This is a genomic window from Paenibacillus sp. FSL M7-0134 (genome assembly GCF_038007865.1).
Classification (GTDB): domain Bacteria; phylum Bacillota; class Bacilli; order Paenibacillales; family Paenibacillaceae; genus Paenibacillus; species Paenibacillus polymyxa_B.
The window spans coordinates 3,243,287-3,257,882 of sequence record NZ_JBBOXV010000001.1 but is presented as its reverse complement, the minus strand read 5'-3'; the positions used below and the strand labels follow the sequence as shown (position 1 = coordinate 3,257,882).

Here is a 14,596-nt window from a genome sequence, read left to right as displayed (position 1 = left end):
TAAACCCTGTCTCAGGATTCCTCTCGAACGCTAAGTTGTCCTGTACCTGGTTCATTCAGAACAATTCGCGCTTTGACGGTCGATCCATCTTTACGCTTAAAAGACAACAATTGCGTCTGTCCCTTCGTCAACAGAGATTTGAGCATCGTTCCGGTAATCTGCTTTCCAGCATATTCCTTCCAGACGACAAAGCCACAACCCTGCTTGTAGTGGCTGCACCCATACCCTTTGCGGCCTTCTATAATGCTTCCGCCGCAATTAGAGCGTGGGCAGCTACCCAAAGCTTGCCTTTGGCTCACCGAAAAGCCTGAGGCTCCTTCGGAGGAGCTGCGTGCAGCGGAACCCGCTGTTCCCGCAGCACGACTTGCTGGTGCTGCTGCCTGCTCCAGCGTTGCGCTTCCACCGCGTCCTGATGTAGCACGCCCCACCCCTTTAGCGGCGGTGCCTCCACTCGCGCGTGCATTACGTGCGCCTTCTTTTCCAGCTGTACGCTTTCCCCTTGCTTCCTCGCCAAAGGCATTTGCCGGAGCCGGTGGCTGCTGCCTCACCTTGTCAATGATGGACAACGTAAATCTTTTAACGTTATCCATAAACTTCTCTTGAGCCGCCTCTCCTTTGGAAATTTGGTGTAGACGACGTTCCCATTGACCAGTCATCTCCGGCGAGGCTAATAGATCAACCCCAGCATGACGGATCAGGTCAATAGCCATCTTTCCCTTTTCCGTAATAAGAATCTTTTTGCCCTTCATTTCAATATAGCCAACCTTTTTCAATCGTTCAATTGTGGCGGCCCGCGTCGCAGGTGTGCCTAAACCGGCGTCCTTCATGACCTCACGCAATTCCTCATTCTCCATCTGTTTGCCCGCGCTTTCCATCGCCTTAAGCAATGTACCCTCCGTGTAGCTTTTAGGGGGCTGAGTCGCCTTTTCTTTCATCTCGGCCCGAACACAATCCACGGGACGCCCCGCATCAATCTCAAACTTCTTATCCGTCCACTCGTCCGTTTCCTCTTCATCCTCTTTTTTCGGTGATTTGCTCTTTTTACCTTTATCCTGATCAACCTTACTTAAAACTACTTTCCAACCCAAGGAAAGAAGCTCTTTGATATTTGTTTTAAACAGATGCTTGTCCACCTGCGTCATTACGGTATGCATTTTATATTCAGCAGGCGGGAAAAAATGTGATAAAAACCTGCGAATAACCAGGTCATATACATTTTGCTCCTCCTTGCTTAGCGTTCCTGGCCTTTTTAACGTCGGCAGAATAGCATGGTGATCCTCAACACGAGATGGATTGCAGACCGATTTATTCTGTTTATGGACCAAATTGGGGTTGGCTTGTTGTACCAGATCAGCATAAGGACCTGTCCCCAGCATCCGTAGTGCCTTGTGCATGCCGTCTATATTTTGCTCTGTCACATAGTTAGAATTGGTACGCGGATAGGAAATGACCTTGTGTCGCTCATAAAGCGCTTGTGCCACATCCAGTGTTTTTTTGGCCGAATAACCGTACTTGGCATTCGCCTCGCGTTGAAGCAGCGTTAAATCGTACAATTTAAAAGGATACTCTTTTGTCTGCTTAGTATCATATTTGGTGATTTCACCTGTTTTTCCGCGAACGGCCGCAGCGATCGCCTCAGCTTCCTCTGGCTTCGTCAACCGATCCCCCTGCCACGCACCTTTGTACTTGATCTGTTCTTGCTTAAATTCAGCCCACACATCATAGAAGGTTTGAGACTGAAATGCCTCAATTTCCTTTTCCCGGTCATGAATCAGTGCCAGCACGGGAGTTTGCACCCGTCCTACTGACAGCAGTGTATTATGTCGTGTTGTGAACGCTCTGGAAGCATTCATTCCGATCAGCCAGTCCGCTTCACTTCGTGCCCTCGCAGCTTGAGTCAGAAATTCAAACTCCGAAGCATCTCGCAATCGTTCAAAGCCTGTCGCAATACTTTCCGCTGTCAAATCTGAAATCCACAGCCGCTTAACTGGCTGATGCAACTTCAATTGCTGCTGAATCAACGCAAAAATATATTGCCCTTCCCGTCCAGCATCACAAGCATTTACGATGGCATTGCAGCGTTTAGCCAGTTCACCAATCATTTTCAGCTGATCTTTTGTTTTCGGATTCGGTACAATTTTGAACTGCTCAGGGATAATAGGAAGATCCTTAATATTCCATCGTTTGTACTTATCATCGTATGCATCCGGCTCAGCCAAACCCAACAAATGTCCGATCGCCCAGGTTACAATGTATTTCTCACCTTCCAAATAGGTACGGTTATTTTTAGCCCGCGGCTCCATAACAGCGGCAATCGTCCGTCCCATATCTGGTTTCTCAGCAATAATCAACGTCTTCATTCATACTCCATTCCTTCCTGACGGCCTTCTGTTTCTCCTCCATGAATCATACATATACATGGAATGTTAATGAAAACACAGGTATCCTGGCCTCATGCAAAAGGAGCCTTCTCCCGATGAAAGCTCCTTTGTAAATTCATTTAGTCAAACGCTTCAACAATATACGTGTATTATACCATAGATGCCATGCTTCTCTCAGGTCATGATTTTAAACAGTCAATAAAAGTTATGTATATGTTAATTTATATTACATAAATATCGGATTTTATCTAATTTTCTTGTGAATTAATTCTTTTTCCTATAAAAAAGCTACACTAAACACTCTTTTTTATGTTATGATCAATATAGATAAGAAATATATGGTGAGATAATTAAATTGAAGTTACATTAACTAACATCAATTTCACAATGTTTCACAGCTTAATAATCATTTATTCATTTATCGCTTCTGACAGACTCAGCTTGAAATACAATAAAGCCCCATCCGAAGATGGAGCTTTGACTGATCCGTAACATAAAATTTATAATTACACCAAAACGGTAGCGCCCATGAGGTATTTATCAACCTCTCGTGCAGCTTCGCGACCTTCATTAATAGCCCACACGACAAGACTTTGTCCGCGACGCATATCACCTGCAGCAAAAACCTTATCTACATTGGTAACATATTTTCCATAACGTGCTTTAACGTTGGAGCGACGATCCGTCTCCAAACCAATTTGCTCTACAATCGTTTGCTCAGGACCATCAAATCCAATGGCAATAAGAGCAATTTGTGCAGGGAATATGCGCTCCGTACCTGGAATCGGTTGATAGATTTTGCGGCCCGTTTCATCAACAATCCGTTGAATTTGAATGGTGTGTAGCTCTTTCAAATTACCGTTCTCATCACCTACAAATTTGGTCGTCATGATGGAGAACTCACGCGGATCTTCTCCGAACAGCGCCTTCGCTTCTTCCTGTGCATAATCGAGAGAATACACGTTTGGAAATTGTGGCCAAGGATTGGCAATCGGGTCACGCTCCATAGGCGCTTTGGTGTGAGTACCAAATTGAGTGACACTCCGACAACCATGACGCAAAGAAGTAGCTACACAGTCTGAACCCGTATCACCACCACCGATTACAATAACGTCTTTACCTTGGGAGGACAAATAGTTGCCATCTTCCAGGTTGGAATCCAAGTAACTTTTGATGGTACCATTCAGATAGTCCATCGCATAATGAACACCCTTCAAATCGCTACCTTCAATGTTGAATTCTCTTGGCTTCGTAGAACCACCGCATAGGACAACCGCATCATATTCAGCAATCAACTGATCGGTAGGGATATCTTTGCCGATTTCCGTATTTGTGATGAATTGAATACCTTCAGCCTCTAGCAAATCCACACGCCGCTGAACAACCTTCTTATCCAATTTCATAGACGGTATTCCATACATCAATAATCCACCCACACGGTCCGCACGCTCATACACAGTCACGCTGTGCCCTGCTTTGTTAAGCTGAGCAGCTGCAGCCAAACCTGCCGGACCCGAACCAACAACAGCCACACGTTTGCCTGTACGCTTTTCTGGCGGATTAGGAACGACCCAACCTTCCTCAAAGCCTTTTTCGATAATAGCTTCCTCAATGGTTTTAATTGTAACAGACTGTCCGATCAGGCCGACTGTACACGAACCTTCACATGGCGCAGGACAGACACGACCTGTGAATTCCGGGAAGTTATTCGTTTTGTGCAGCCGCTCTAGTGCTTCCTTCCACAAACCACGATATACGAGATTGTTCCATTCCGGAATGAGATTATGAACCGGGCAGCCTAAAGTTGCTCCCATGATATCCATCCCCGTATGACAATAAGGAGTTCCGCAGTCCATACAACGCGCCCCTTGGGTACGCAGCTCTTCTTCGGACATATGCTTATGGAATTCTTCCCAATCCTTTATACGCTCTGCCGGGTCCCGGTCTGTAGGAAGCTGCCGTGTGTATTCCATAAATCCAGTTGGTGTAGACATGTTACGTTCCCCCATCTCTTCGCTTATGAACCCCGATCATCCATTCAGAATTTAAGTCAAATTCGAATTTGTCTGTTTGTATTATGAAAGGGTCTGTTCTCGTTGAATTTGATTTATTGTATCACAATACAGCGTAAAAGTGATGAAAACTTATGCAACTTTCTGCATCAACAGCCAAAAGGATTTTTTATATGGTTTATTAATTTTTCAAATGAGTGGGGTCGGATACAGTCTATTCTTATTCCGTTCTCTCGTAAATAACAAAACGATACTCATAGGGATTTTTGTCATCCTTGATACCCGGGGTCTCACTGACTATATTCCAGCCGTTCCAACCCAGCTCAGGGAAGGTTGTATCGCCTTCAAAAGTCTCCTCAATCCGAGTCACAATCAGCCGATCAGCATGTGGCCAAAACAGTGAATAAATCTCCGCTCCTCCAATGACCATTAACTCCTCCTGCTTTGCTAATTGGAGCCCTTCTTCCAGTGAATGAATTACTTCCGCACCTTCTGCCTGATAGCGCTGATCTCGAGTCAAGACGACGTTACGTCGGTTTGGCAGGCTTTTTCCTCCAAAGGATTCCCACGTCTTGCGTCCCATGAGTACCGTTTTATTAATCGTCTGCTCTTTGAAAAAAGCCATGTCTCTAGGGAGGCGCCAGGGAAGTTTGTTATCCCGGCCAATCACACCATTTTGTGCCATAGCCCATATCATTGAAATGCCCATTTTTCCACCTCCTCTAATCAGATGGCGACAGGCGCCTTAATCCCTGGATGATACTCGTAATTTTCAAAAGCAAAATCGTCGTAGGTATAATCAAAAATCGAATCCGGCTTGCGCAGAATTTTCAACTGAGGCAACGGATAAGGATCACGTTCCAACTGCGTATGCACTTGCTGCATATGATTTGAATAAATATGCACATCGCCGCCTGACCAAATAAATTCGCCGGGCTCCAAACCGCACTGCTGTGCAACCATATGCGTTAGCAATGCATAACTTGCGATATTGAACGGTAACCCTAAAAAGGTATCCACAGAACGCATCGTTAGCATACAGGAAAGTTTCCCTCCAGCTACATAGAACTGAAATACAAAATGACATGGCGGCAACTTCATCGATTCGATTTCAGCTACATTCCAAGCACTGACGATGTGTCGACGTGAATCCGGATTATTTTTAATAGCCTCAATGACATTCGAAATTTGGTCAATATGTTGTCCATCTGTTGTTTCCCACGAGCGCCATTGTGATCCATATACAGGCCCCAGATTGCCCTGCTCATCCGCCCATTCATCCCAAATGGTAACTCCGTTCTCCTTGAGATAAGAAATGTTGGTATCTCCCCGCAAAAACCATAACAGCTCATGAATAACGGATTTCAAATGTACTCTTTTGGTGGTCACCAAGGGGAAGCCCTTGGCCAGATCAAAACGAAGTTGTCTTCCGAAAACAGATAGTGTACCCGTTCCTGTACGATCCTCTTTTTTTACTCCATTCTCTAAAATATCCTCTAGCAGTTCCAAATAGTTACGCACGTTATTCCTCTCCTTTGAGCATGAATAAAAACCTGGCATCGCCAGATTCTAATCTTTAAAATTCTTTTTCTGCACCAATATCTATATTTAGTTTATCATGTACGGTGCTTCGTTGACCATGTACTGTGTGAATTTTCATGGTAGTCCTGAAAATCCTAAAGCTTGAAAAAAAAAGAGACAAAGAGCGCAGATATAGCGCTCCTTGCCTCTCTTTGTCATGTATGAAAACCAAAAACGAGATAATGAAAAATGGTATTAGCGACGTGGTGCCAATGCGTGGATCGGATGACCCAGCACGACTTCCGCTGCTTCCATAACGATTTCGCCCAATGTAGGGTGAGCATGAATAGTCAAGGAGATATCTTCGAGTGTAGCACCCATTTCAATCGCCAGACCCAGCTCAGCAATAAGGTTGGAAGCTTCCAGACCTACGATTTGCGTACCCAGTACCAGACCTGTGTCAGCGTCAGCTACGATTTTCACAAAACCTTCAGCAGCGTTCAGGGAAACCGCACGACCGTTTGCTCCATAAGAGAACTTGCCAACTTTGACATTGTAGCCTTTTTCTTTGGCTTGTGTCTCTGTGTAGCCTACACTGGAGCATTCTGGATCTGTGAAAACGACAGCCGGCATACACTTGTAATCTACTACAGACGGCTCGCCTGCGATTGCTTCAGCAGCTACTTTACCTTCGTAAGAAGCTTTGTGCGCCAGAGCAAGACCAGCTACGATATCGCCGATTGCAAAGATGTGAGGAATGCTAGTACGTCCTTGGTGGTCAACTTTCACCATTCCGCGCTCATCCAGTTCGAGGCCAATCAGATCCAGACCCAGTTCACCGTCAGTGTTTGGACGACGTCCAACAGTTACAAGCAGATAATCAGCAGTTACTTCTTTGCTTTCGCCGTTAACGGAGAATTTCACTGTTACGTCTTTATCTGTTTGCTCTGCACTTTCCGCTTTAGCGCCAGTGAAGATTTCGATGCCAGTTTTCTTCATGCTTTTCGCAACGATTGAAGTCATATCTTTGTCGAAACCAGGAAGCACTGTATCCATACCTTCAATAATCGTTACTTTGGAACCGAATTTGGAGTACATTTGTCCAAGCTCTGCACCAATGTATCCACCACCGATTACGATCAGGCTTTTCGGAATTTCAGGCAGGTTCAATGCTTCTGTAGAAGACAGAATGCGCCCGCCAAATGGGAATGGTTTCAGTTCGATTGGACGGGAACCTGTTGCGATAATTGCATTTTTAAAACGGTAACGTGGTGATTCATGTTCGTTGAATACACGCGCTTCGTTTTCGTTGATGAACATGCACTCACCATTGAAAACTTCAACTTTGTTGCCTTTGAGCAAGCCACTTACGCCGCCTGTCATTTTCTTAACAACACCGTTTTTGAATTCTTGTGTTTTAGCAAAGTCTACTTTTACGTTTTCAGCCGTAATACCGAAAGACTCGCCATGTTTAGCTGCTTCGTATTGATGAGCTGCAGAGATCAAAGCTTTGGATGGAATACATCCACGGTTCAGACAGACACCGCCCAGCTCAGATTTGTCAACGATCAATACGCTTTGTCCCAATTGTGCGGCACGGATGGCAGCTACATAGCCGCCAGGACCCGCACCGATAACCAATGTGTCAATATCCAGAGAAGCGTCTCCTACTACCATTGATTACACCTCCATAACAAGCAACTCAGGGTTAGCGAGCAGCTGTTTGATATAGTTCATGAAGTTTTGAGCAGTTGCACCGTCAATAATACGGTGGTCAAAGCTCAAGGAAAGAGCCATTACTGGAGCAGCTACAATTTCACCGTTTTTCACGACTGCTTTTTCACTGATGCGGCCAGTACCCAAAATCGCAACTTCAGGGAAGTTAATGATTGGAGTAAAGAACATACCGCCTGCGGAACCGATGTTAGTGATGGAGATTGTGCTCCCTCTCATCTCATTCGCAGCCAATTTTCCATCACGACCGCGCACAGCTAGATCACGAATGGAATCAGCAATCATCCAGATACTCTTACGATCAGCATCTTTGATAACAGGAACGATCAAGCCGTTGTCTGTATCTGTAGCGATACCGATGTTGTAGTATTTTTTGTAGACAATTTCGTTTGCTTCTTCGTCGATCGTGGCATTCAGAGCCGGGAATTGACGGGAAGCAGCAACCAAAGCTTTTACGATGAATGGCAGGTAAGTTACTTTTGTGCCTTTCTTCTCAGCAATTGGTTTGATACGAGTACGGAAAGCAACCAGTTCAGTTACATCTACTTCATCCATAATCGTAACGTGCGGAGCCGTATAAGCCGATTTAACCATAGCATTGGAAATAGCTTTGCGGATACCTTTAAATGGTACGCGCTCTTCCTCAGCACGTGGATCTGCTGCTGGTGCGGATGGTGCTGCAGCTTTCGCTTCTTTCTTAGCAGGCTCTTGTGCTTTTGCAGCTTCTTTCGCTACTGGTGCAGCCGCTTGACCTCCACCATTTTTGAAAGCTTCTACATCTTCTTTGGTGATTTTACCATTTTTGCCGGAGCCACTCACTTGAGCGATGTTCACACCTTGCTCACGAGCAAATTTGCGGACGCTAGGTGTAGCCAATACGTCTTTGTTAGAAGCAGCAGGTGTTGCAACTGGTTTTGTGTTAGCTCCGCCTTTTGCAGCATCCTCTTCTTGTTTCACAGCAGCTGGTGCATCTTCTTGTTCAGGAAGTTCGCCCTCTGCAGCGATTACAGCCACAACTTGACCTACATTAAAGATGTCGCCGTCTTTGGCAAATACTTCTTGAACCGTACCATTGACTGGACACGGAACTTCAACTACTGCCTTATCGTTCTGTACTTCCATGATGATATCTTCATCTGTTACTTTGTCGCCGGGCTTGATGTGAATCTTGATGATTTCGCCTTCGTGAAGACCTTCACCCAGCTCTGGGAATTTATATTCAAATCTAGCTGTACCTGCAGCTCCGCCTTGTGCAGCAGCACTTGGTTCAGGGCTAGCAGCTGGTGCTTCTGGTGCATCTTCTTGTTCAGGAAGTTCACCTTCTGCATCAATTACAGCTACGACTTGACCTACGTTAAAGATGTCGCCGTCTTTGGCAAATACTTCTTGTACTGTACCATTAACCGGACAAGGAACTTCAACTACAGCCTTATCGTTTTGTACTTCCATGATGATATCTTCATCTGTTACTTTGTCGCCGGGCTTGATGTGAATCTTGATGATTTCGCCTTCGTGAAGACCTTCACCTAGCTCCGGGAATTTATATTCAAATTTAGCCACGTTTAAAACCTCCCAAATTTACGGTGTGCTTTAATTAAAATTCCAATACTTTATTAACCGCATCAATGATACGTGTTGGCGTTGGCAACCAAGTATCTTCAATTTGAGCAAAAGGATAAACGGTATCTGGACCTGCTACACGCAGAACGGGTGCTTCCAGATGCAGGATTGCTTTTTCGTTAATTTGTGCAATAACTTCAGCAGCTACACCGGAACTCTTTTGCGCTTCTTGAACAACGATGGCACGATTGGTTTTTTGAATAGAAGCAACAACGGTATCAATGTCAATCGGGCTAATGGTACGCAAATCAATGATTTCTACTTTGATACCTTTTGTTTTTTCCAGCTCATCAGCAGCTTTAATCGAAGTGTGTACCATCATACCGTAAGTAATGATCGTCACATCGGAACCTTCACGAACTACATTAGCTTTGCCCAGTTCAACTGTGTAATCATTCTCAGGAACTTCAGCGCGGAATGCATGATACAGGTTCAAATGCTCCATGAAAAATACTGGATCATTGTCGCGTATAGACGCGATCATAAGGCCTTTTGCATCGTAAGGGTTGGAAGGAACAACAACCTTGATACCAGGTGTTTGAGCCAGAAGACCTTCCAAGGAATCTGTATGCAGCTCGGCTGCCTTAACACCACCACCAAAAGGTGTACGGAATACGATTGGAGAATTGTAACGTCCACCGGAACGGTAACGCATACGGGATGCTTGAATTGCCATTTGATCGAGTGCTTCAAAGATAAAGCCTACGAACTGGATTTCAGCTACAGGGCGGAAGCCTTGAATACCCAGACCCACAGCAAGACCCCCGATTGCGGATTCCGCTAGCGGAGTATCGAATACACGTTCTTCGCCAAATTCTTTTTGCAGACCTTCCGTAGCGCGGAATACGCCACCTACATGACCTACGTCTTCACCGAAAAGCAGGACGTTAGGGTCGCGTTTCAACTCTACGCGCAGTGCGTCACGAATCGCTTCTTTCATGTTCATTTGTGCCATTTGCTTCATTTCCTCCTTAAACATTGACAGATCAATTTCAGTTCAGGTCAATCGAAAAGCAGACCGGATCGGGTTACCGCCCGGTCTCTTTTAAGTTCAATTATTTAAAATCAGCTTTTTGTTCTTCCAAGTGCTTAGGCGTTGTTTCGAACATGCTATCAATCAGGCCAGGAATTGTCATTTTCTCTGTTTTCTCGGCTTTTTTGATCTCTTCGTTCACTTTTGCCTTAGCTTCTTCTTTTACGCGAGCTGTATCTTCTTCAGTCCAAAGACCTTTTTTCTCAAGGTATTTCGCAAAGCGGGCAATCGGATCTTTCGCATTCCATTCGCCTTCTTCTTCTTTGGAACGATATTTTGTTGCATCATCAGAAAGGGAATGCGGACGGAAACGGTACGTTACAGCTTCAATCAATGTAGCACCTTCACCATTACGTCCACGTTCTGCAGCTTCTTGAACGGCTTTAATAACTGCAAGCACGTCCATGCCGTCAATTTTCACACCTTTAATACCAGCAGCTACTGCTTTATGAGCGATCGAAAGAGCAGCCGTTTGTTTTGAAAATGGAGTCGTGATCGCGTAACCATTGTTTTGCACAAAGAAAATAACTGGCAACTTGTATACACCAGCATAGTTCAGGCCTTCGTAGAAATCACCTTCGGAAGAACCGCCGTCACCTGTATATGTAATGGCGACTTGTTTTTGCTTTTTCAGTTTGTAACCCATAGCAATACCCATAGCATGCAAAATTTGCGCGCCAATGATGATTTGCGGCATCAGTACATTAACACCGTCCGGCACTTGGCCGCCGTGTTGATGACCACGGGAATACAAGAAAGCTTGGTATAATGGCAGGCCATGCCAAACGATTTGCGGAATATCGCGGTAGCCTGGAGCAATAAAGTCTTCTTTTTGGAGCGCATATTCGCTACCAATCATGGTTGCTTCTTGTCCGGATACCGGAGCGTAGAAACCGAGACGTCCTTGACGGCCTAAGTTAACGGCACGGTCATCCCAAGTACGTGTAAATACCATTCGATACATAATTTCTTTCAATTGATCATCTGTAAGTTTAGGCAACATATCTTTATTGATAATTTCACCATCCGGAGAAAGTACGGACAGCGCCTCAACTTCCTCTGTGTAAACTTCATAAGGAACCTTGCTCATTTTCTTCACCTCAACAAAAAAATTTGAATATCAAGTTCCGCTGTTATAGGATTATTATACACCTGTTATATCGCTCGCGTCAAAGATTTAGTTATTTTTTTTGAGTTTGCCACATTTTTGTGTGTGTAACAGGGTATGTTTTTTACTATAACAGCTTAGTACATGATTGAAATTTTAAACATCTATTGCAATCAGGGTAATCTTAACTTATTGTGATCCCGAATGCAAAATAATACCCAAGAAAGGTGACGAAAAATGACGGATTCTCGGTATTTAAAACGAACCATCCTTAAAGACGAAGTAGGTAGCCGCTTTCTTGGCGAGACCAGAACTCTCCGGATTTATTTGCCGCCGGGCTATAATGAAATATTGAGCTACCCGGTCGTGTACTGTCAGGACGGAGAAGAATTTTTCAATTTTGGCCGCATTGCAACTCACGCCAACCGCCTCATTTTAGATGAGGGCGTCGAACCCTTCATTATTGTAGGAGTGGAAGTGAATACCAAAATCAGAACTCAGGAGTATGCTCCCTTTGGCAATCGTTTTGAGGCGTATACAGCCTGTTTTGCAGAAGAGATTATTCCCTATGTAGAGCAAAAGTATCCTATAAGAAAAGATGCAGCGTCCCGCATTTTGGCGGGGGATTCACTAGGAGGCAGTGTGTCTCTGCATTTGGCTTTGATGTATCCTCAGCTGTTCAACCGCATTATCAGCCTCTCAGGTGCTTACTATGAAGCTTCGCAGGAAATCATCGCCCGTGAGAAAGATCTGTCTCATTTGCGGGTGTGGATGACAGTTGGCCTTCAGGAAGATGCATTTGAGAGTGATACTGGCATTTACAACTTTGTAGAGCTTAACCGTCAATGTGCAGATTTGCTGCGCGAACGGAACGCTGAAGTTTCTTACCGTGAAAAGGATGGCAAACATTTGTGGGGCTTTTGGCAAAACGAGTTGCCTGACGCGCTAATGTATTTTTTGGATCGCGCCTGAGTAAATATTCTTCCAGGTAACTAAGGGGAATGAGAGCATTGACCTAATAGGTCATAAAGCTCCTTCCTCTTTTTCACAATTTGGTTACGCTTTCAAAAATGTATGACGAAAAACGGCAATTATTGCCGTCATCTTTCGTTCACATTATAGCTTTTCTTCTATGATCTTGTCCAGCAAGGCGTCGCACCCTGCGTCCATTAATCGATAGGTCTCTTCAAAATTCCCTGTAAAATACGGGTCGGGTACTTCTCTTAATTTTTCTTGAGGGAGCAAATCCATAAATTTTAGAATATCAGCCTCCGCCCCACCTGCAATCTTACGCATGTTTTGTTCATTGGAGTCATCCATGCACACAATATAATCAAACGCGTCAAAATCGCGGCCCGTTACTTGCCTCGCCTGTATGCCTTGTTCGCTGATTCCATGCAGCTTAAGTTGCTTTAGTGTTCCCTCATGCGGGGGATTTCCGATGTGCCAGTCGCCTGTCCCGGCCGAGTCTACCCCGATTTCTGCACCCAATCCCCGTTCCTGCGCCTTATGTCTCAGTATCGCCTCCCCCATCGGAGAGCGGCAAATATTGCCCAAACATACAAACAAAACGTTAATCATTTCGTTCTCCTTCCTATTACACGTTACACTTCCTTTTTTCTGTTTCATTGTATCCGTGTCCTCCAAAATTGTGCAAGCCATATTTAACGCGGTATACTTAAAAACGATGGTATATATAGGATCGTATCAGAAAGAAAGGATGTTGATTATGACAAAAAAACGAGCGATTGTATTTTCAGGCGGTCGACTTAATGAAGAAGATTTACTTCAAATACAACCCGATGATTTTATTATAGGTGCAGATAAAGGTGCTCTTTTCCTGATCGAACACGGTATTACACCACATGTCTCTGTAGGAGATTTTGATTCGATCACACCAGAGGAAAAAGAAAAGGTAGAATTAGCAAGCCAACGTATGATTGCGTGTGATCCAGTACTTAAAGACTTAACAGATACTGAGCTTGCTTTGGAAATCGCTATGGACGAGCACGTAGATCATGTATTGTTGCTTGGTGTGACTGGCACCCGGATGGATCACACATTAGCTAATGTTCAAATATTGGTACGCGCAATGCAGCATCATATTAGCTGCGCTATTATGGACGCACATAATTATATTGAGCTCACCGGATCAACGCTTGAGATCCAGCCTATGGGCTATACATATACATCGCTGCTTCCTATGACTGCCGAAGTAACAGGTATACAACTGGAAGGATTTATGTACCCGCTACATAATGCCACCCTCAAAATGGGACAATCGCGTGCTGTCAGTAATAAGCTAACGGCTTCAAAAGGTACGATTTCCATCAAAAGCGGTCTACTACTCGTTATTCAAAGCAAGGATTAATTATGACATTGTTGTAACCATTGTTCAGATTGTTCTTTCACTCAAAACCCTTGATTAACAAGGGTTTTTCCGTTTATAGAGATCTATGAATCGATATATTTTTTACAAATTGTAATTTTTAATCGTTTTTTAATAAACGCTGTGTAAGTCTTGTCCCTCAAGCATTTGAGAGTTCTTTTCCAACTATTAGGCGGTTTCAAAACTGTTATACTCAACGCTGTCAGTTAGTTAGCAACTCAGCAAAATATTGCACAAATCAATTTCTGGAGGTACTTACAACATGAATATGCAGAAAATCATAAAAAAGGTAATTATAGCAGGGGTCGCAGCCACTATCGGCTTTGGTACTTTTGCAATTGAGGGAACAAATACGGCACAAGCTGCCACTACTACTTCAGTAGGCCAAAAAGTAATTAACTACGGTGAAAAATATATGGGAACTCCTTATAAGTTTGGAGCTTCCACGAGCACTACACGTAATTTTGACTGTTCTTCTTTCATGAAGCACATATTCAAGAAATACGGAGTGGATTTGCCACGTACTTCTGTTCAACAGTCTAAAGTCGGACATGCCGTATCCAAGTCCAATTTGAAAAAAGGTGACTTAGTGTTCTTTTCAAGCGGTAGCCGTGCCACAGGACGCAACATTACCCACGTAGCAGTCTATATGGGCGGGGGGAAAATTTTACACACTTACGGCGGACCTGGCGTGACCATCTCCGATTTGAACTCCGGCAACTGGAAAAGAACATACATTAAAGCACGCCGCGTGCTGTAGTATGAAACTCATTTTGAAATATGCGAGCCGGGACGAAA

12 protein-coding genes are annotated in these 14,596 nt (G+C 44.4%); 3 read left to right on the top strand and 9 right to left on the bottom strand.

Features of this window, described 5'->3' with window-relative positions; translation table 11 throughout:
- Window positions 1-11 precede the first annotated feature (11 nt).
- The 8 genes from NSQ58_RS14680 to pdhA form a co-directional block, all read right to left on the bottom strand.
- Window positions 12-2,360: a type IA DNA topoisomerase gene (locus tag NSQ58_RS14680; protein WP_341057639.1), complete on the bottom strand. Its 2,349-nt coding sequence runs from the start codon at window positions 2,358-2,360 to the stop codon at window positions 12-14.
- A gap of 527 nt (window positions 2,361-2,887) precedes the next feature.
- On the bottom strand, window positions 2,888-4,375 hold the full coding sequence (locus NSQ58_RS14675; protein ID WP_023988967.1) for a glutamate synthase subunit beta: 1,488 nt from the start codon (window positions 4,373-4,375) through the stop codon (window positions 2,888-2,890).
- A gap of 238 nt (window positions 4,376-4,613) precedes the next feature.
- A complete protein-coding gene (locus NSQ58_RS14670; RefSeq protein WP_053325596.1) occupies window positions 4,614-5,102 on the bottom strand; it encodes a dihydrofolate reductase in 489 nt (162 codons plus the stop codon).
- A 17-nt stretch (window positions 5,103-5,119) separates the two neighbouring features.
- A complete protein-coding gene (thyA, locus tag NSQ58_RS14665; protein WP_023988969.1) occupies window positions 5,120-5,914 on the bottom strand; it encodes a thymidylate synthase in 795 nt (264 codons plus the stop codon).
- Between the two features lie 255 nt (window positions 5,915-6,169).
- Window positions 6,170-7,591: a dihydrolipoyl dehydrogenase gene (gene lpdA, locus NSQ58_RS14660; RefSeq protein ID WP_023988970.1), complete on the bottom strand. Its 1,422-nt coding sequence runs from the start codon at window positions 7,589-7,591 to the stop codon at window positions 6,170-6,172.
- Window positions 7,592-7,594: 3 nt separating this feature from the next.
- Complete coding sequence (locus NSQ58_RS14655; protein WP_053325598.1) at window positions 7,595-9,208, bottom strand: 2-oxo acid dehydrogenase subunit E2; 1,614 nt, start codon at window positions 9,206-9,208, stop codon at window positions 7,595-7,597.
- 34 nt (window positions 9,209-9,242) lie between these two features.
- Window positions 9,243-10,223: an alpha-ketoacid dehydrogenase subunit beta gene (locus NSQ58_RS14650; RefSeq protein WP_013310510.1), complete on the bottom strand. Its 981-nt coding sequence runs from the start codon at window positions 10,221-10,223 to the stop codon at window positions 9,243-9,245.
- A 100-nt stretch (window positions 10,224-10,323) separates the two neighbouring features.
- Window positions 10,324-11,391, bottom strand: coding sequence for a pyruvate dehydrogenase (acetyl-transferring) E1 component subunit alpha (pdhA, locus tag NSQ58_RS14645; RefSeq protein WP_013310511.1), 1,068 nt, complete (start codon window positions 11,389-11,391; stop codon window positions 10,324-10,326).
- Between the two features lie 255 nt (window positions 11,392-11,646).
- Here pdhA and NSQ58_RS14640 point away from each other — a divergent pair, with 255 nt between their 5' ends.
- Window positions 11,647-12,381 (top strand): alpha/beta hydrolase, encoded by a 735-nt coding sequence (locus tag NSQ58_RS14640; RefSeq protein ID WP_316243783.1) that lies wholly within the window; start codon window positions 11,647-11,649, stop codon window positions 12,379-12,381.
- Window positions 12,382-12,525: 144 nt separating this feature from the next.
- Here the strand turns inward: NSQ58_RS14640 and NSQ58_RS14635 are convergent, their stop codons facing one another.
- The gene (locus tag NSQ58_RS14635) at window positions 12,526-12,990 is read right to left on the bottom strand and encodes a low molecular weight protein-tyrosine-phosphatase (protein WP_023988973.1); all 465 of its coding nucleotides are present in this window, start codon (window positions 12,988-12,990) and stop codon (window positions 12,526-12,528) included.
- A 148-nt stretch (window positions 12,991-13,138) separates the two neighbouring features.
- Between NSQ58_RS14635 and NSQ58_RS14630 the strand changes: the two genes are divergently transcribed.
- Complete coding sequence (locus tag NSQ58_RS14630) at window positions 13,139-13,780, top strand: thiamine diphosphokinase (protein ID WP_341057638.1); 642 nt, start codon at window positions 13,139-13,141, stop codon at window positions 13,778-13,780.
- Between the two features lie 280 nt (window positions 13,781-14,060).
- Entirely contained in the window at window positions 14,061-14,558 is a 498-nt protein-coding gene (locus NSQ58_RS14625; protein ID WP_028541710.1) for a C40 family peptidase, read from the top strand.
- Window positions 14,559-14,596 lie beyond the last annotated feature (38 nt).